Origin of the sequence: Pseudomonas sp. YuFO20 (genome assembly GCF_035064975.1) — a bacterium.
Classification (GTDB): domain Bacteria; phylum Pseudomonadota; class Gammaproteobacteria; order Pseudomonadales; family Pseudomonadaceae; genus Aquipseudomonas; species Aquipseudomonas putida_AE.
In genome coordinates this window covers 26,376-44,358 of sequence record NZ_JAXDEO010000009.1, presented here as the reverse complement: position 1 = coordinate 44,358, position 17,983 = coordinate 26,376, and the positions used below count along the sequence as shown (strand labels likewise).

The following is a 17,983-nucleotide window of genomic DNA, read 5'->3' as shown; positions in this document are numbered from 1 at the left end:
CTATTCAATCCGTCGTTCAGTGGCAGTTGGATTCGACGCGGTGGTGGTGCGCAGGCTCTGCGCCAGTTCCACCAATTGCACGAACTCGCTGCGCAGGCCGAAACGGTCATCGCCCCGGGCGCCGTGGGCCAGCGCTTCGGTGTCCTTGAGGCTGAACTCGCCGGTGTAGCGTCCGTCCTTGAGCTGTTGGGAAAAAGCAGCCACTGCTGCAGCAAAGCGCAGGTCATCGCTTGCTTTGCCAATCGGGGAATCAACGATCGGGCGTTCGATCAAGCGACTTTTCCCACCTTCCGGCAACTGATAACGCACCCGCAGCATCGCCAATTCGCCATGCTTTTCAGCAATAGCGGCGCCCGGTTGAGCGTAGCGCAGCGGTTCCAGCCAGCCCTTCTCACCCTTGGGGACAATTTCGTACAACGCAGTCACGGTATGTCCTGCACCGATTTCACCGGCATCGACCTTGTCATTGCTGAAATCCTCACGTTTCAACGCACGGTTTTCATAACCCAGCAGGCGATACTCGCTGATTTGCGCGGGGTTGAACTCCACTTGCAGCTTGACGTTTTTTGCCACGACGGCAAGGGTCGAGCCGAGTTGATCCACCAGCACCTTGCGCGCCTCACGCAAATTGTCGATGTAGGCGTAATTGCCATCGCCAGCATCGGCCAGTTGTTCCATCAGGTGTTCATTGTAGTTATCCACACCGAAGCCCAGGGTCGTCAGGGATATGCCCGTCTTGCGTTTATCCACAGCCATTTGCTTGAGGCTGTCGAAGTCGCTGACGCCGACATTGAAGTCTCCGTCAGTGGCCAGTAGAACGCGGTTGATGCCCTTGGGGATAAACGCCTGTTGCGCCTGTTGATAAGCCAGTTCGATGCCCGAGGCTCCGGCGGTTGAACCGCCTGCAGTCAATTGCTCGATGGCTGTACGAATCTTCGCTTTTTCCCGTCCGGAAGTGGGCTCCAGTACCACGCGCGATTCCCCGGCGTAGACCACCAACGACACCCGATCCTGCTCACGCAGTTGATCGACCAGCAATTTCAGGGTGCTTTTGACCAACGGCAGGCCCTCGCGACGATCCATCGAGCCGGACACGTCCACCAGGAACACCAGGTTCGCCGGGGCCAGTTCCGCGGCCGCGCGATCCGAGGCCTTGATGCCGATGCGCAACAAGCGCGTATGCGCATTCCAGGGCGACGCCGCCAGTTCCGTGGTCACGCCGAAGGGCGAGCCATCGGTGGGCAAGGCGTAGTCGTAAGGGAAGTAATTGACCATCTCCTCCAGCCGCACCGCTCCTTCCGGTGGCAATCGCCCCTGGTTGAGCAAACGGCGGACGTTGGCGTAAGCACCGGTATCGACGTCGGCGCTGAAGGTCGAGACCGGTGTTTCGGCGACGCTGTGGATGGGGTTATCTGCCAGGGCCTGGTACTGCTCGCGCTGTTCGTCGCGATATCCCTGTGGATAAGCCTCGCCCGCAGGCATTGGCGCGAAGCCGGCCATCGGTGCGGGTCTGACATTGCGCTTGCTCATCGAGGCGTCAGCGTCGAGCAGTTCGTGATGCACCGACGATTCGGTTTTCAACTCGGCCTGGGCCGGCGATGACACAGAGGCGGAATCGGGCTTGGACGAAACACCACAACCGGTAACGGCCAGTAACAGCCCGGCGGCGAAACCCTGGGCGAGCGGACGCAGAACATGCAGTGGGAGGGACATGGGGCTGACCTCAGGAGGAAATTGATCCATTCATCCTGTGAGACGGACAGCCCGGAAAGTTCGGGTTAACCCGCGCTAAAAATTCTTCAGCGATGATAGCGCCGTACCACGCTGCTGTTTCTCAGCACGTGACCTTTGATTTTTTCCAGCAACTGGGTGCGCGTCAGGCCGGCCGGCAGGGCATCCGGGGCCAGGTCCAGGGCTAAGAGCTGGATGATGTAGTGATGTGCGCTGTCGCCAACCGGTGGGCAAGGGCCGACGTACCCTGTCGTGCCTTTGCTGTTGGTGCCACCCACGCCCTCGAGCGCGGACTTGGCGCCGACACCCGCCGCAATCTGGTGGGTGCCGGCCTTGATGCCGTAATGCACCCAATGATCGACGCCCTGGCCTTTTTGCCCGTCCGGGTCGTGCATGACGATGGCGTAGCTGAGCGTGCCTGCAGGGCCGGCGTTCCAGTTCAGCGCTGGCGAGACGTTGTGCCCACCGCACCCCGGGGCATCGCTGGCGGCGGCCGCGGTGAACAGTCGGTCATCCGAGACGCCAGGGATGTTCAGGGTGAAACGCTCCTGGGCCGCCTGTGCCGGAAATTGCACGCAAAGGGCGACTGCTGCGGCCGCCAGCCAAGGGGTCAGAGAGGTCAATCGGGTCATACCGGGAGCACCTTGTGCGGGTGGGGCCGAGGTCGGCGAGCAAACTATAGCCGGACCGTTCGCGCGGTGGCAGTGGGAATTGGATGAACCTCGAGTCAAGCGCCAGACTCTTAATTGAAACGCCGGTCTGGAGAGCAATCATGACCCTGCATCGCGTTGCCCGTGCCGCCGATATACCCGAAGACCGCGGCCTGGAAGTCAGCGTCCAGGACAGCAAGATCCTACTGCTGAAAGTCGGCGATCAATTACGCGCCTATCAAGGCGAATGCCCGCACGCCGGGGCGCCCCTGGCCGAAGGCGCATTCTGTAATGGCCGGCTGACTTGCCCGTGGCACAAGGCGCAGTTTCGGATCGAGGACGGCGGGTTGTGTGAACCGCCCGCCCTGGACAGCCTGAAGCGTTACCCTCTCGAAGTGCGTGACGACGAAGTCTGGGTAGGCGATCAGCCGCTGCAGGACGCCCACACCCCGCCGGCCGATGACGAACGCGTCTTTGTGATTGTCGGTGCGGGCGCTGCGGGCACGGCGGCGGCATCGGCCCTGCGGGAAAAAGGATTTGGTGGCCGGGTGCTGCTGATCGACCGCGAAACAGCGGGTTATGACCGTACGGTGCTGAGCAAATTCGTGATCGCCGGGCAGACTCCACCGGATGAAGTCCCCGCCTTGCGCGATGAAGCGTTCTACGGCGAGCAACGCATCGAGCGGATCAACGCGCAAGTAACGAGCCTGGATGCTGAAAACCGGGTAATGCAATTGGCCGACGGCCAGTCACTCGAATATGACGCTGCGTTGCTGGCCACAGGAGGCATTCCCAAGCCACTGGAGTTACCCGGCGCCGAGCTGCCGCAGGTCTTCGTATTACGCTCCAGGGACCATGCCCGTCGGATCCTGGATAGCGCCAAACCCGGTCAGCGCGCGGTGATCATCGGCGACAGCTTCATCGCCATGGAATCCGCTTCAGCCCTGCGCCAATACGGTCTGGACGTCACGGTACTGGCCCGGCAACCGGTGCCTTTTGCCAAACAGTTCGGCGACAGCGTCGGCAAGGCGATCCTGGCCCTGCATGAGGCTAACGGCGTGGTGTACCGAACGGCGGGCGAAGCCGTGCAGATCGAAGGAACAACGCGAGTCGAAGCCGTGCGCCTGGATAATGGTCAGCGTGTACCGGCAGACCTGGTGCTGGTTGGGATTGGCGTTACCCCGGCGACCGTGGCGTTTGCCGATCTACCGAAGGAAAAGGATCAGTCGTTGCTGGTTGACGGCGGGATGCGCGTGACCGACGGGCTATGGGCCGCTGGCGATATCGCTACCTTCCCCCTCAACGGTCAGCCGCAACGCATCGAACACTGGCGCCTGGCGCAACAACAGGCACGAATTGCGGCGGCGAACATGCTCGGTGGTGATGAACATTACCTCGATGTGCCGTACTTCTGGACCTGGCACTTTGGCACAAACTACGACTACCTCGGCCACGCGCAAGGCTGGGACGAAGTCGAGTTCAAGGGTGATCCGAACAATCCGCCCTTTATCGGCCTGTTTGGCAAAAACGGTGTGGTGACGGCGGCCGTGGCCTGTGAGGAAGAGCGCACGATGGCGATGCTCGCCGAACGGATGAAGCAGCCGTTGCCCGTGGACGAGGCGTGGCGGTTGATCCGCGATTGAAATGGACCTGTAGGAGCTGCCGAAGGCTGCGATCTTTTGATCTTCGGCGATACCAAAATCAAAAGATCGCAGCCTTCGGCAGCTCCTACAGGGTTCTTATGGCTCCTGGGCTACGCCTGGGCCAGCGAATTTGCTCATCACGAAGCCGACAAACTCCTCGACGGTCATTTTCTGGCCGTTGAATTCCACCTGGTTATTGGCGTAATGCAGTTGGCTGACGACGTTGTTGTTGTCCAGTTTTGCCAGCTGCGAGCCGACCGCCATGCTGCTGAACATATCGGCGGTGGCAGTGGCCTGATCGGCAACGAGCTTGGCGTCGGTCTGGCCGTCGATTTGCGACTGCACGGTGAGGATGTCGACGAGCATCGGCTTGGACACTTTCAGGTTGACGTCCAGCAACGCGATAATCTGGCGGACTAACTGGTCGGCGGGCAAATCGATCGACTGCGGCTTGGTCAGGTTCAGCACCAGGTTGGCGCGGCTTTCGCCGTTCGCGGTGTTGAACGACAGGTTTTCCAGGGCCACCTGTGGGCCGGCCGCCAGCAATTGTTCCAGACCGGTTTTAAGCTGCGCCTCTTCCGCTTCGGTCAACTTCAGCTCAGGAACCGGTTGACCGGCCTCGGCAGCTTCGGCGGCGGCCTGCTCATAGGGTTGCAATTTGGTCTGGTAGATCTGCATCAGCGACAACGTCGCCGGGATGTCGAGGTTCTTCAGGCTCATGGCCAACTGGGCAGAACCCACGGCCTTGCCGTTCAGGGACACCTCGGCAATCTTGTAATCGGCTCGCCCGGAAGCGCTGGTACCCGATTCCTCGGTGTGGTTCTTCATTTCAAAATTCTTCAAACCCAGCACTGACTGCTTGGGGCCGAAGGTGGTTTTGCTGTTGCTCAGCTCGACGGTGTTATCGCCGGTGTAATAACCGTAGGTGCTTTTTGCCAGGTTGCTGGCCAGGGTCAGACCACTCAATTCGACCTGCACGGGTGTCTGGTCTTCGGCAACGGTGGTCAGCTTCAGGCTGTCCATGTAGCCGTCGGCCTTGACCTTCTGCGCCTGGGCGCTGGCCGCGACGTCAACTTTCAGACCGGAAAACTTCAGGCTGGACTTGTCATCCAGTGCAGTTTCCAGCGGCAGCAATTCAAGCGTGCCGTTGGTGGAATTGTCGTAGCCAATGTTGACCACCCCCTTGAGCGGCGAAGCGTCCTTGGTGGCGGCGAACCATTTTTCCGTGAGTGGGGTCTTTTCCAGTTCATAGTGACTGGTGGCCATGACCGGCAACCACTTCAGCGATACCAGGCGCGAGAACGGCAGCGGGCCGTGTTCGATGTGGTCGACAAACAGCAATTCGACCGGGGCCTCGCCAAACATTTCGCCTTCACCTTTGAGGCGGTAATGCGCCGTACTGCTGAAGACATGGCGTTCCAGGGATACCAGCTCCAGCGAGGCGGTGCCTTTGTAACCGACCATGGCGGCCTGCAACTGCTTGTTGGCATCCGCCAGGGAGGTGTTGAGCACACCTTCGATCTTGGTGCCGGTGAACCAGGCGCCGCCGGCGCTGATTGCACCAATGGCGACAACGATTCCCAGGAGCACGCCTGCTGATTTATTCATGAATGACCTGTTCAATGTCCGGTGTTGAAGGTGTGGTCGTCTTCCCTGAACCCTTGACGGGTGGCGGTCACGACTGCGCGGAAAGTGGGGTGCAGGTTAGCATCAGGCATGCAGGGCAGCCCAATGGTTAACGGTGAAAAAGTGTCTTGGCGAACACAAGATCGCCTTCGCTGGCAAGCCAGCTCCTACAAGGATCACTTAATACCTGTAGGAGCTGGCTTGCCAGCGAAGGCGTCTGTCCTGCCAACAATGAATCAGGAATACTGCACTTCAATCTCATCAAGCTGATGATCAAAGGTTTTCAACCGCGCCGTCCATGTATAGATCAGCACCTCGAAATCCCGATTGATCACCGCCCCACCCGTCACTTCCTCGCGCGGGTCGCAGAAGTCCAGCTGATAGCGCTCGCGGGCCATGGCGGTGGCGACGTCAGCCAGCTCGCGGGCATTATTGAGCCAATGGCGACCGTCGTCGGCCACTTGCTTGTCCAGCTCCAGGCATTGTTTTTTCAGGGTTTCGAGGCTTTTTTCCAGCGGCGTGCCCGTGAGTTCTCCCATCACTTCCTGGAAAGTCCTGCCAGGTTGCCAGTAGCTGCCCCAGAAATACCGATCGAACACTGATTCGACACGCCGTAGCGCCACCTTGGTGTCCCAGATCATCACCAGGGTCTTGCCTTGTTCAAGCTGTCTTTTCTTGACTCGTTGCCCCTGGACCGAGGCCCAGGCCACCACCGCGATGGACATTACGGCAATCAACAGTGCGGCGCTGTCGAGGAACGTCAGCGCCGTGTCGATCTGGTGGGCCAGCATGATGCCGTAGAAATAGGTGGCCGTGAGCAGCACCAACGCCACAACGGCGCACCAGAAGCCGAGAGCATAAGGGTTTTTCATTATTGGTTTCCCCATGACCTGCGCATGCCTTGTGCGAATCGAGGGCGCTTTGCACGAACGCCCTTTCGACACTTCAAAGCATAGCAACGGCCTCAGGGTTTGCCGGAGTTCGACGCTTGCGTTCGTCCGCTTTCCCAACCGCCGCCCAGGGCGAGGAACAAATCGATCTGGCTGATGGCCACCTGAGTGTTGGCGGCGGCCAGTTGCGCGGTGACGTCGGTGTAGGTGCGGGTCGCCTGCAGATCCGCCAGGAACGACGCACGGCCGGCCTGGAAGAAGCGATGGGTCTGGTCTGCGGCCAGCTTCGCCGACTGCTCGGCGTCCGCCAGGGCCTCACGGCGTTGCAGCAAGGCGGAGTACTGGGCCAGACCGGTCTGGGTTTCACGAATCGCGTTGAGCACCACGCCATCGAAGTGTGCAAGCGTGGCCTGGGTCACCGCCTCAGCCTCGCGAATGCGTGCCCGGGCGCCGTTGGTCGGCACATTCCAGGTCAGCGACGGACCGAAACCCCAGCGGTTGGTGGACGGCTCGCCGAGGTTTTCCAGGATACCGACCGTGCCGATGGTCGCGCCGATGCGGATGTCCGGGTACAGCTCACCGGTAGCGATACCGATACCGGCGGTCGCGGCCGCCAGTCGACGTTCGGCCTGGCGGATGTCGGGGCGGCGCTTGAGCAGCGATGCACCATCACCGACCGGCAACAATTGCGCGATTTTTGGCAGCTCGGCGCAGCTGTCGGTGCCAGCCGGTAGTTGATCCAGCGGTTTGGCCAGCAGCATCGACAGGCGGAACAGCCCGGCCTGCCGCGCCGCTTCATAGCGCGGCATGTCGGCGCGCAAGGATTTGAATTGGGTTTGCGAACGGGTGACCTGGGTTTCGTCGCCACGCCCGGCATCGCGCAATCGCTGGATGAGTGTGGTGCTCTGGGCTTGCAGGTCGAGGGAATGCTGGGCGATTTCCCGTTCCTCGTTGGCCGCGCACACCTGGGTGTAGGCCCGGACCACATCGGCCACCAGGGTGATGCGCGCCGTATCGGCCGCCGCCTGGGTCGCATCGGCATTGGCCTTGGCCGCTTCGATGCCGCGCTGCAAGGTGCCGAACAGGTCGAATTGGTAGGACGCACTGATGCCGATATCGCCGATGTTGGCCACCGGCACCTTCTCCGGCAGCAGGAACGCTTCACCGGACTCCTGCAAGCGCTGGGCGCCCATTTTCACCCCACCGCTCCAGCCGCCCGCTGCTTCGGCCTGGTCGACCTGAGCGCGCGCCCGCAGCAGGCTGGCGGCCGCTACGCGCAGATCCGTGTTGGAGGCCAAGGCCTGCTGCACCAACTGGTCAAGCCGCGGGTCATGATACAGGCGCCACCATTCGCCAGGCACCGGCGCCGAAACCACCGGCTTGCCGTTCACCGCCAGTTCGCCCTGCAGGTCTTCACGATGGATGGCGGCTTCGTCCGGCAAGTGATAATCCGGACCGACCACCTGACACGCCGACAACAGCAAGCCTAATCCGGCGATCGCCAAACCCGAGGCCTTGCTCATAACGCGGGCTCCCGTTTCTGGTCGTCGATGATCGATACCGTGGCGGTGCGCCCGGCGATCATGCGGAAATCCTCAGGGACGTCATCGAAGGCGATACGCACCGGAATCCGCTGGGCCAACCGCACCCAGCTGAAGGCCGGATTGACGTTGGGCAGCAGGTTGTTGCCACTGGTGCGGTCGCGATCCTCGATACCGGCCACGATGCTTTCCACATGGCCGCGCAGTCGCGCGTTGTCGCCGATCACCCGGATGTCGACGCTTTGGCCGATGTGGATGCCGTTGAGCTTGGTTTCTTCGAAATAGCCGTCGATATGGAAAGAATTGCTGTCCACCACCGACAACACCGGCCGCCCGGCACTGACGAATTCCTGGGTGCGCGGCGCACGGTCGTTGACGTAGCCGTCTACGGGGCTGCGGATCACCGAGCGATCAAGGTTAAGTTGCGCGCTGTCGACGGCGACCTGAGCTTCCATCAACGCCACCTGGGCGCGGGCCACCCGCGACTGGCTTTCTTCAAGTTGCTCGCCCGGCACCAGGTTGCCAAGCCCCTTGTTTCGCTTGGCTTCGCGCTGGGCCTGGGCCAGGGTTTCCTCGCGGTCGGCGACCGCCGCTTTCGCCTGGCGCAAGGCCAGTTTGAAGCGGTCCTGGTCGATGCTGAACAGCACCTGGCCGCGCTTGACCAACTGGTTGTCGCGCACTTGCACTTGCTGGATCAGCCCCGACACATCCGGCGCGATCTGTACGATGTCGGCACGAATGTGCCCGTCACGGGTCCAAGGCGCGAACATGTAATACATCACCATGCGCCAGACCACGACCACGGCGAAGGTGACGATCAGCAGCGTCAGGACCACGCGGCCGAGGGTTAAAAACGGTTTTTTCATGTCATCAGGTATCGGCTGAGTGAGTCCACAGCGCCCAGCAGCAGGGCGTAGAGGGCCACGTTGAACAATGCCCGGTGCCAGACCAGACGGTAAAAGTGCAGGCGCGTCAGCACCCCGTGTACCAGCAGGTACACCACATAGGTAATGCCCATCAGCACCAGCAGCGTGGGCAGGAACACCCCACTGATATCCAGATCACCGATCATAAAGGCGCTCCATCGATGCCGTGGGGAAGCGGTTCTTCAGATTCGGCAGAACCAACGAATTCGACGCCGGGCAACAACGCCAGGCGCAAGCCGCTGAGGGCGTGCAGCAGGTGCAGGCGGGTTTGCTCATCCGGCGCGCTGGCCAAGGCTCGGCGGGTGCGGTCGAGGGTCATCAGTAACGGGCTCGGTGCCGGCAGGCGTTCACCGGCCTTGAGACAGGCCGTGAAGTATTCGCCGACCTCGGCCACCACCTGATGCAGCAACGCCTGCGGTGCACCCTGAACCCGCGGCGTGTAGGCCAGCAGGTCCAGCAGGTTCAGTGCCACCCTGACTTCGCGTAGGGCGATGCCGGTGTCCTGGCCGGTCACGGCCAGCCGCGGCAAATGTTGCATCAATCGATCCAGTACCTGCACACCCAGGCGCCGGTGATCGGCCAGGCTGGCCGGCTCGGTGAGGCTGACAATGTCGCGCCAGGCGAAACGGGTCAGGCGCTTGGCCGCCAGCTCGGCCCCGAATGGCCGGGCGATCAGGGTCCAGACGAAGGCAAACAGCAAGCCGACGGGACCTGCCAGGTTGGAGTTGGCGAAGCTGAGGAAGTCCGCGTCGTACGCGTCCTGGATACTGATGAACGACGAGGTGTTGACCAACGTCAGCAGCATGCCCAGATAAAACTGTGGCTTGACCGTCAGGGTGCCGATGCAGATGAACGGCACGGCGAATGCCAGCACCAGCATCGGGAAATCATGCAGGTTGGGCAGGACGAGAAACAGGTAGAGGCTGGCGAACACCACCGACATCGCCGTCCAGAAAAAGAACCGGTAGATCTGCGGTGCCGGGTCGTCCATCGAAGCAAAGAAGCTGCAGGCCACGGCCGCCAGAATCACCGCCGCGCCGCCGTCGGTCCAGCCCAGCAGAATCCACAACACCGAGGCGACAATGATCGCAACGACGGTGGAGGCGGCGGAATAGAGCATCAGGCCACGATCGAGGAAGGGGGTCAGGCGCCCCAGGCGCCAATGCCGATAGACCGCGCGCCAACTGTCCTGGCTTTCGCACTCGATCGCGTGTTGCAGGCTGCGGCAGTCCTGCCACAGATCGACCCATTCGCCGAGGCGATAGATGGCGTTGGAGAACAGCAGTTGCTTGCGATCATCCAGCGCGTCGGCACTGGGTTGCAGCGCTTCGAGCTGATCTTTGAGGGCTTGCCAGCGCTCGATGTCAGCGTCCTGGTGCTCGAGCCATTCGGTGGCGGCGGCCAGCAAGGGCGCGAACTTGTCCACCAGCTCGGGGGTGCGTCTTTCCAGAGCGTAGAGTGCATCGTCGAGGGCATCGATCACCGGCAACAGGTGAATCATCCGCCCGCGTAATTCCTTGGTGTTGCGCACCGTTTGTGGCCGCGCGCCTTCGTGGGGCAACTGGCCGATCATCAGTTCAAGGGTATTGAACGTGGCCACCATCGAGCTGCGCAACGCGCTGACTTCCTCGGGCTGCACGTTGCGGTCGAGAAAGCGCGCGCTGTAGATCGACGCGTCGGCAAACCATTTGCTCACCGAATCGTTGAACACCGGGGCCAGCCGGCGCGGCCAGAACATGGCGCCAACCACCGCGGCGACGGCGATGCCCAGGAAAATTTCCTCGGTGCGCGCTTCGGCCACGTCCCACACCGCCAACGGGTTATTCACCACCGGCAGGGCGATCAACGGCAAGGTGTAGCCGGCCAGCATCAAGGCGTAATTGTTGGCGGTGCGCAAATGCATGGACAGGAACAGCAGGGTCCCGGTCCACAGCGCGATGACCACCACCAGCACATAAGGGCTCTGCACGAACATCGGCACGAACAGGACAGCCGCAGCAGCACCCAGAAAAGTGCCGACCGCTCGGTACAGCGCCTTGGAGCTGGTCGGCCCGACAAACGGGCTGGACACAATATACACCGTGGCCATCGCCCAATAAGGACGCGGCATTTGCATGAGCAGGGCGATGTACAGCGCGATCATCGAGGCCGCGAAGGTGCGTACGCCGTAGAACCAGTCCCGCGCTGGCGGGAAGCCGGAAAAAAAGCCGTTCAAGGGTTGTCGTCCGATGGTTGCCCGGCCGCTTCAAAGGCCATCAATACCCGTAGAGTGGCTTCCAGATCTCGCGGATCGATACCTTCGAGCACCTCATTGCGCAATCGAACCAGTTCGACCTCAACGGTTTGCACCAGAATGCGACCGCTATCGGTGAGGCTCAGGCATTTGGCGCGACGATCCTGGGCGTCTTCGGTGCGGCAGACGTAGCCGCCATGACACAGCTGATCAAGCAATCGCACCAGGGACGGGCTTTCCATCCCCGCCGCCTGCGCCACTGTCACCTGCCGCACACCCTCCCCCAGGCGCCCGATCATCAGCAGCGGGACGGCACAGGCTTCAGAAATTCCATAGTTGGCCAGCGTGGCCTGGCAGATTTTGCGCCAGTGCCGCGCGGCCACCACCATGGTGCTGCTGATGTTCATCTGGAGAGCGTCGAGGGAATTCGGCACGAGGGTCGATACACACTGTTAGTTTGCTAACTATCAATATGCCATTGGAGGGGATTTTCAGTCAAGTTTTGAAACAAATTGGTTGCCATCTGTCGTAGGACTGCCCAAATGGAGTCAGACAAAGTACTACTAACGTATATACTTTTTCATTACATATTTAAGGAGACAGCCATGTCAAAGCAAGCCGTTTTCACAATGAAGCTCGAATCGGAGTTGCGCGAACAATTCATGGCCGAAGCAGAGGCCGCTCATCGCCCTGCCTCGCAAATCGTTCGGGAAATGATGCGCCAGTTTGTTCAAACGCAACGAGACTCCCGTGAGTACGAAGCATTCCTGCAGCGCAAGGTGGACATCGCTCGTGTTTCGATGAGCAGAGGCGACGGCCTGACGAACGATGAAGTGGAAGCAGAATTCGCCTCCAGGCGTGGACGGGCAGCCATACAAGAATGAAAATAATCTGGACGCGAGAAGCAGCACAGGATCGTGCGGACATCTGGGATTACCTGCACACCGTTAACCCTGAAGCAGCCATCGAAATGGATAACCGCTTCAGCGATGCGATGTCCCAACTAGCCCAATACCCGGAAAGCGGCCCCGCGGGAATCATTGCAGGCACTCGCGAGCTGATTCCACATCAGAGCTATCGCATCGTTTATGAGCAAGCGGTGAATGCAATCTGGATACTTGCCCTGGTTCACACATCTCGACAGTGGCCGCCAGAGAATTGAATCCCTATACCCCCCGCCCCTTTCTCAGCATCACATTCAACTGATCCACCACCTCCGCCCAATCGGCATCATCCAGGATTTCATTGCGCAACAGATCCGCCTGGCTCGGGCTCCAGAAAAAAGCATCCGCCAGGTGCAAGTCCGGTTTGAGCGGTGAGTGGGTGGCGATGAATTTGTCGATGTTCTCGGCGTCGTCAGGAAGGCCGAGTTGTTTGAACAGGGAGGGAAGGCTGTGGGTTGGGTTTTCCATGTCTGGCTCCTGGGTGGTTTAGGTGACCGCTGCGCGGTCAATCGCGAGCAAGCTCGCTCCTACAGGGGAACGCGTCACCTTGTAGAAGCGTGGCTTGCCCGCGAAGGCGATGTGACTGACTGCGCAAAATTCAATGACTCAACTCCCGCACCTCCGCATGCGGCAACATTTTCAGGAATTGAGGCATGCCCATATGCAACAGGTTGATGTGGTTGCCGGCTTCCAGATAGATGTCTTTCTGCCGGGTCAGCAGTGGGTCGATGACCACGTCCAGGCCATAGGCTTCGCCCAGGGCAGGCACGGCGCCGCGTTCGCAGTCGTCGAACAGGTGCGGCAGATTGCTTTCCCTGGAGACCTGCCATTCACCGGTGCTGCGCACTTTGCTCAAGTCCAGGTGACGGCTGGCAGGCAGCAGGGCCATCAGGTAATGCCCGTGGTGGTCGTCGAGGATCACCGACTTGGCCACCCGTTCCGCGGGAATACCCGCGACCCGCGCGGTTTCGAGGCTGCTGGCCGAGTGTGGATGGGTGACGATGTCATATTCGCATTGAGCCTGGTCCAGGCTTCTCTGCACGGTTCTTGCCATACGCATGATGCACCTCGGAGTCCGCAATAACGCTTGGCGGACGATGGTTAACATTTTTGTACGTAGTAAAAGTCTAGGCCCGCCGGGGCAAACCAGCGGGAAATCCGCCCATCGGGCAGGTTTACAACTGGGCAAAATTCATACAACCAGCGCCTCAACTAGACTGTATACAGAACCACCTGCGACTCTCCCGGAGGGTCACGTGAACACTCGCTGTTGTGCCGTTGCATTGCTGTTGGCATTAAGCGGATCCGCCATCGCCGCGGACACCGCCGGACTGCCCGCTTCCAACCCCGCGGGGATCTGGCTGATTACCTTCGGTATCGCGTTCCTGATCGCCGAGGCGGCCCTGCCCAACTACGGCGTGATCGGTCTGGGCGGGATCGTGATGTTCGTGATCGGCGCGGTGATCCTGACCAATGCCGAATTGCCCGTGCCGTTGATGATCGGCCTGGGCCTGATCAGCGCGTTGCTGCTGATATTCCTGCTGATCCGCGCCCTGAAGACCCGGCCGCGTCATACCGTCAGCGGCGATGCCGGCCTGCTGGGCAGCGTTACCCCGGTGCTGGCCTTGCAGGCCGGCGATGCCTGCCTGGGCTGGGTACATTTGCAGGGCGAACGCTGGCAGGTGTCGAGCACCACGCCATTGCAGATCGGGCAACAGGTCCGGGTGGTGGCACGCAAGGGATTGTTGCTGGAAGTGGCTGCGGCTGACGCGGTAACGGTTGGAGGTTAGTCATGGGTCTGCAAATCGGTTTTGTCGCGCTGCTGCTACTGCTGATCGCACTGGCGGGGGCGACGTTCCGCATCCTGCGCGAGTACGAGCGCGGGGTGGTGTTCCAGCTCGGACGCTTCTGGCAGGTCAAGGGCCCAGGCCTGATCCTGCTGATTCCGGTGATCCAGCAAATGGTCCGCGTCGACTTGCGCACCATCGTCCTCGACGTCCCGCCGCAGGATGTGATCACCCGCGACAACGTCTCGGTCAAGGTCAACGCCGTGCTGTACTTCCGCGTGCTCGATCCGCAGAAGGCGATCATTCAGGTCGAAGATTTTCTCATGGCCACCAGCCAACTGGCGCAAACCACCTTGCGCGCGGTGCTCGGCAAACACGAACTTGATGAACTGCTGGCCGAGCGCGAACGGCTGAACATCGACATCCAGCAAGTCCTCGACGCCCAGACCGACGCCTGGGGCATCAAGGTGGCCAACGTCGAAATCAAGCACGTCGACCTCAACGAATCGATGATCCGCGCCATCGCCAGACAGGCAGAGGCGGAGCGCGAACGCCGGGCCAAAGTGATCCACGCGGAAGGCGAATTGCAAGCTTCGGAAAAACTCATGCAGGCCGCCGAAATGCTCGGCCGCCAGCCCGGCGCCATGCAGCTGCGCTACATGCAGACGCTGAGTTCGATCGCCGGGGACAAGAGCTCGACCATCGTCTTTCCGTTGCCGATCGAATTGCTCAAGGGCATGGCGGATCTGTCGGCCAAATCTTGAGTCGAGGGTAACTCTACAACAGGATATAGAAACCCAGAATCGCTACGCCCCAAACGCACAAGCCAAATGTGAACCCGACTCCATTGGCAAAAGTCAGTGTTGCGTTCGCCGTTCCGCGCACGTCGTTTTCCAGATAGTTGATTGCTTCCTGTACACGCAACAAGGAGCAGACTTGCAAGAGTAGAACCAGAAGACTCAGGGCAAAGCTGATGTGCAGATCCGGTAACCACGCCAGTCCCATGCCCGCTAGCGCAGTCATGATCACAATCAACGCAAGTAAGCGTGGGTACCAACGATAGTCCTTACCTGAAGCGCGTATTCGCCGATCAATGCTGGTGAACAACGAGTACACAAAAAACACGAAAAAAATTGCACGAACTATGGGTAACACTTTGTTGCCCGTGGCGGTGCGGTAAAGCTTCCAGTTTTTATACATCCAATAGGTAAGGTACAAACCAAAGGTGAAAACGATCATCAGCGCGAATTTGCTTGTCCCCACAACAAAAAAAGTCGTGCGGGGTGGTTCAGTGCAATCAAGTTCGGCCACTGGAGGCGCATAAGGATTGGCATTCATAGGGATGCATAACCAGGGTCATGGAGTGGACCAAAATGCTAACCCCTGATGGGCATCCCGGATGCCCACACAAAAAAATCAGGACCCTTCCTACGCCCGGCTACACAGTTTCACTCACCGCTGTGCGGTCAGCGGATAAACCGACTCCCATCCACCACCCAGCGCCTTGTACAACCCGACCGCCGCCAGCGAAACACCGGTGGAGCTCTCCACCCACTGCTCCTGAGTCGCCAGCAAGGCGCCTTGCACGGTGAGCACGTTGACGAAGTCCACCACGCCCTCGACGTATTGCCGTTGCGCGGTTTGCAGGGCGATCCGGTTCTGCCGCACCGCTTCGGCGAGGCTGTCGCGGCGCAGTTGGCTGGCGTTGTAGGCGCTCAATTGGTCGTCGATTTCATGCCAGGCGCGCAGCACGGTTTGCTGGTAAGCGATGGCTGCTTCCTGTTGCTGGGCCTCGCGCAGATCCAGCACGCCGCGCAGGCGACCGCCGTCGAATAGCGGCAGGCTGAACTGCGGGCCGATGCCGAAGGTGCGTGAACCCCAGGAACCGAAATCGCTCAGTTGCATCGCTTGCGAACCGACACTGCCTGACAGAGTAATGCGCGGGTAGAAATCACCCTTGGCAACGCCGATGCTCGCGGTCGCGGCATGCAGGCGGGCTTCGGCCTGGCGGATGTCCGGGCGGCGCTCGGCCAGTTGCGACGGCAGGCCGATGGCAACCTGGCGCGGGGTTTGCGGCACCGGCGCGTCGGCGGATAACTCGGCCGCCAGCGCTTGGGGCGGTTCGCCCATCAACAGGCTCAGGGCGTTGATCAGTTGGGCCTGGCGTTGCTCCAGTGCTGGCAGGCGCGATTCGATGGTCGCGACCTGGGCGGCCGCTTCGGCGACATCGAGGTCGGTTGCGACGCCGTCGGCCAGGCGCAGTTGCGACAGCTTCAGGCTATGGCGGGCGACGTCGAGGTTCTGTTCGGTGACGGCGCGGGTATTCTGCACACCGCGCAGTTGAATGTAGTCCTGGGCGGTTTCGGCCAGCACCGACAACAGCACGCCGCGACGGTCGTTTTCCGCCACTTCCAGAGTGGCATCGGCAGCCTCGGTTTCGCGACGTACCCTGCCCCAGAAATCCAGTTCCCAAGAGGCGGAGAACCCGGCATCCCAAAGGTTGAACGCGGAGTTACCGTCATGTCCCGACGGGTCGCTCAGGCCTTCGCCGCTGTTGCGTTTACGGGCGTAACTGCCGCCGACGGCGCTGGTGGGATAACGATCGGCCGTCACCACCTGGCGCACCGCACGGCTTTGCTGCAAGCGGCTGCTGGCGAGCTTCAGGTCGAGGTTGTCGGTCAGGGCGCGCTGAGTAAGGGCCGAGAGTTTCGGATCGTTGAACACTTGCCACCAGCGCTCGTTCATCGTCTCGGCGGTGGCTTGGCTGGTGGCGACTTTTGATGGTTTTGACCATTCGGTGACTTGCTGTGCCTGTGGTTTTTGGAAGTCCGGGCCGACGGTGCAGGCTGAGAGGCTGATCACGAGCAAGGCGCAGAAGGTAAGTCGAGACGGATGACCTCTTCGCGAGCAAGTCGAATCGTCGGCACATTCAACGAACATCTTCATCGCTGAACAACCTCATTAGCCTTGACGCTGGCCGTATCGATACTCGCCTCCACCGACATCCCCACCCGCAAATGCGCAGCCAGGGCCTGCCCCGGCTCCAGCACGATCTTCACCGGAATCCGCTGCACCACCTTGGTAAAGTTGCCAGTGGCGTTATCCGGTTTGACCGAAGCAAAAGTCACCCCGGTGGCCGGTGCGATGCTCTCGACCCGCCCGTTCAAGGTTGCGCCGCCAAAGGTGTCGACATGCACCTGCACGTCCTGCCCCGGTTGCACATTCGTCAGTTGAGTTTCCTGGAAGTTGGCCACCACGTAGGCCTGCGCCAGCGGTACCACCGCGAGCAGTTTGCTGCCTGGCGTGACATAGGCGCCGACCCGCACCGCGCGCTCACCGACCATGCCGTCCTGCGGCGCGGTGATCCGTGTGTAAGACAGCTCGTAACTGGCGATTTCAAGCTTGGCCTGCGCCCGTTTCAAACCACCCTCCGCCCCATCACGTTGGGCGGCGAGTATGTCCACCTGCTTGCGCTCCGCCGCCAGCACCGCCGTGACATTGGTCAACCGGGCACCGGCCTGGTCGATCCGCGTGCGCGCTTGTTGAGCGTTCTGCACCGTGCCGGCCCCGACCCCGGCCAGGTGGTTGTAACGGTCCAGTTCATGTTGCGCAAAGGCCATTTCCGCCTTGGCGGACACCACCTGTGCCTGCGCCTGGGCGATCACCGAAGCCTGACGCTCAAGCGTCGCCCGGGCATTTTCCAGTTGTGCCTGGGCCATCACGGCTTCGGCGGCGGCCGCTTCGGCGGCGGCGCGCAGGTCGCGGTCATCGATCAGCGCCAGCAACTGCCCGGCCTTGACCTGTTGGTTGTCTTCCACCAGCACTTGCTTGATGAACCCGGCAACGCGGGGCACCACCAGCGTGTAGTCGGCCGAGACATAGGCATCATTGGTGCTCTGCTGCGTGCGCTGGCCGAACAGGCCGGGCGCCAGCAGATAAATCAGGACGCCCGTCGCGATCACGACGCAGACGCCCACGGCTACTTTTTGCTTGGATTGAGTCGTCATGAAAA

General features: G+C 61.0%; 19 protein-coding genes. 5 read left to right on the top strand and 14 right to left on the bottom strand.

Annotation, left to right across the window (positions count from 1 at the left end; translation table 11 throughout):
• Together SOP85_RS07130 and SOP85_RS07125 are read right to left on the bottom strand one after the other, a co-directional pair.
• A complete protein-coding gene (locus SOP85_RS07130; protein ID WP_323626505.1) occupies window positions 1-1,713 on the bottom strand; it encodes a vWA domain-containing protein in 1,713 nt (570 codons plus the stop codon).
• A gap of 86 nt (window positions 1,714-1,799) precedes the next feature.
• Window positions 1,800-2,363, bottom strand: coding sequence for a YbhB/YbcL family Raf kinase inhibitor-like protein (locus tag SOP85_RS07125; RefSeq protein WP_323608086.1), 564 nt, complete (start codon window positions 2,361-2,363; stop codon window positions 1,800-1,802).
• A gap of 140 nt (window positions 2,364-2,503) precedes the next feature.
• Between SOP85_RS07125 and SOP85_RS07120 the strand changes: the two genes are divergently transcribed.
• The gene (locus SOP85_RS07120) at window positions 2,504-4,024 is read left to right on the top strand and encodes an FAD-dependent oxidoreductase (RefSeq protein ID WP_323626503.1); all 1,521 of its coding nucleotides are present in this window, start codon (window positions 2,504-2,506) and stop codon (window positions 4,022-4,024) included.
• Window positions 4,025-4,120: 96 nt separating this feature from the next.
• Here SOP85_RS07120 and SOP85_RS07115 read toward each other — a convergent pair whose 3' ends face one another.
• The 7 genes from SOP85_RS07115 to SOP85_RS07085 all read right to left on the bottom strand — a co-directional run bounded on the left by SOP85_RS07115 (window position 4,121) and on the right by SOP85_RS07085 (window position 11,647).
• Window positions 4,121-5,632: a YdgA family protein gene (locus tag SOP85_RS07115; RefSeq protein ID WP_323626502.1), complete on the bottom strand. Its 1,512-nt coding sequence runs from the start codon at window positions 5,630-5,632 to the stop codon at window positions 4,121-4,123.
• 254 nt (window positions 5,633-5,886) lie between these two features.
• Window positions 5,887-6,522 carry an NADH:ubiquinone oxidoreductase subunit N gene (locus SOP85_RS07110; RefSeq protein WP_274075026.1) on the bottom strand — a complete coding sequence of 212 codons (636 nt, stop codon included), beginning with the start codon at window positions 6,520-6,522 and terminating at the stop codon, window positions 5,887-5,889.
• Between the two features lie 92 nt (window positions 6,523-6,614).
• Complete coding sequence (locus SOP85_RS07105) at window positions 6,615-8,063, bottom strand: TolC family protein (protein WP_323626500.1); 1,449 nt, start codon at window positions 8,061-8,063, stop codon at window positions 6,615-6,617.
• Window positions 8,060-8,947 (bottom strand): efflux RND transporter periplasmic adaptor subunit, encoded by an 888-nt coding sequence (locus SOP85_RS07100; RefSeq protein ID WP_274075024.1) that lies wholly within the window; start codon window positions 8,945-8,947, stop codon window positions 8,060-8,062. The genes SOP85_RS07105 and SOP85_RS07100 overlap by 4 nt, the downstream gene beginning before the upstream one ends.
• Window positions 8,944-9,153 (bottom strand): DUF1656 domain-containing protein, encoded by a 210-nt coding sequence (locus SOP85_RS07095; RefSeq protein WP_093227920.1) that lies wholly within the window; start codon window positions 9,151-9,153, stop codon window positions 8,944-8,946. Before SOP85_RS07095 ends, SOP85_RS07100 begins: the two co-directional genes overlap by 4 nt.
• Window positions 9,150-11,222, bottom strand: a complete 2,073-nt coding sequence (locus SOP85_RS07090; RefSeq protein WP_323626498.1) for an FUSC family protein — start codon at window positions 11,220-11,222, stop codon at window positions 9,150-9,152. The genes SOP85_RS07095 and SOP85_RS07090 overlap by 4 nt, the downstream gene beginning before the upstream one ends.
• Window positions 11,219-11,647, bottom strand: a complete 429-nt coding sequence (locus tag SOP85_RS07085) for a MarR family winged helix-turn-helix transcriptional regulator (protein WP_323626497.1) — start codon at window positions 11,645-11,647, stop codon at window positions 11,219-11,221. The genes SOP85_RS07090 and SOP85_RS07085 overlap by 4 nt, the downstream gene beginning before the upstream one ends.
• Window positions 11,648-11,845: 198 nt before the next feature.
• Between SOP85_RS07085 and SOP85_RS07080 the strand changes: the two genes are divergently transcribed.
• Together SOP85_RS07080 and SOP85_RS07075 are read left to right on the top strand one after the other, a co-directional pair.
• Entirely contained in the window at window positions 11,846-12,124 is a 279-nt protein-coding gene (locus SOP85_RS07080) for an antitoxin of toxin-antitoxin stability system (RefSeq protein ID WP_323626496.1), read from the top strand.
• Window positions 12,121-12,402, top strand: coding sequence for a type II toxin-antitoxin system RelE/ParE family toxin (locus tag SOP85_RS07075; RefSeq protein ID WP_323626494.1), 282 nt, complete (start codon window positions 12,121-12,123; stop codon window positions 12,400-12,402). The genes SOP85_RS07080 and SOP85_RS07075 overlap by 4 nt, the downstream gene beginning before the upstream one ends.
• A 4-nt stretch (window positions 12,403-12,406) precedes the next feature.
• Here SOP85_RS07075 and SOP85_RS07070 read toward each other — a convergent pair whose 3' ends face one another.
• Both SOP85_RS07070 and SOP85_RS07065 read right to left on the bottom strand, forming a co-directional pair.
• Complete coding sequence (locus tag SOP85_RS07070) at window positions 12,407-12,652, bottom strand: DUF2789 domain-containing protein (RefSeq protein ID WP_274075020.1); 246 nt, start codon at window positions 12,650-12,652, stop codon at window positions 12,407-12,409.
• A 130-nt stretch (window positions 12,653-12,782) separates the two neighbouring features.
• Window positions 12,783-13,244, bottom strand: coding sequence for an aminoacyl-tRNA deacylase (locus tag SOP85_RS07065; protein WP_323626493.1), 462 nt, complete (start codon window positions 13,242-13,244; stop codon window positions 12,783-12,785).
• 196 nt (window positions 13,245-13,440) lie between these two features.
• Between SOP85_RS07065 and SOP85_RS07060 the strand changes: the two genes are divergently transcribed.
• Both SOP85_RS07060 and SOP85_RS07055 read left to right on the top strand, forming a co-directional pair.
• Window positions 13,441-13,974: an NfeD family protein gene (locus SOP85_RS07060; RefSeq protein ID WP_274075018.1), complete on the top strand. Its 534-nt coding sequence runs from the start codon at window positions 13,441-13,443 to the stop codon at window positions 13,972-13,974.
• A 2-nt stretch (window positions 13,975-13,976) separates the two neighbouring features.
• A complete protein-coding gene (locus SOP85_RS07055; RefSeq protein ID WP_274075017.1) occupies window positions 13,977-14,735 on the top strand; it encodes a slipin family protein in 759 nt (252 codons plus the stop codon).
• 13 nt (window positions 14,736-14,748) lie between these two features.
• On the opposite strand, the gene SOP85_RS07050 is transcribed toward SOP85_RS07055, so the two are convergent.
• The 3 genes from SOP85_RS07050 to SOP85_RS07040 all read right to left on the bottom strand — a co-directional run bounded on the left by SOP85_RS07050 (window position 14,749) and on the right by SOP85_RS07040 (window position 17,978).
• Window positions 14,749-15,309 carry a hypothetical protein gene (locus SOP85_RS07050; RefSeq protein ID WP_323626492.1) on the bottom strand — a complete coding sequence of 187 codons (561 nt, stop codon included), beginning with the start codon at window positions 15,307-15,309 and terminating at the stop codon, window positions 14,749-14,751.
• A 114-nt stretch (window positions 15,310-15,423) separates the two neighbouring features.
• On the bottom strand, window positions 15,424-16,917 hold the full coding sequence (locus SOP85_RS07045; RefSeq protein ID WP_323626491.1) for an efflux transporter outer membrane subunit: 1,494 nt from the start codon (window positions 16,915-16,917) through the stop codon (window positions 15,424-15,426).
• Window positions 16,914-17,978: an HlyD family secretion protein gene (locus SOP85_RS07040; protein WP_323626490.1), complete on the bottom strand. Its 1,065-nt coding sequence runs from the start codon at window positions 17,976-17,978 to the stop codon at window positions 16,914-16,916. The genes SOP85_RS07045 and SOP85_RS07040 overlap by 4 nt, the downstream gene beginning before the upstream one ends.
• Between the last annotated feature and the right edge of the window lie 5 nt (window positions 17,979-17,983).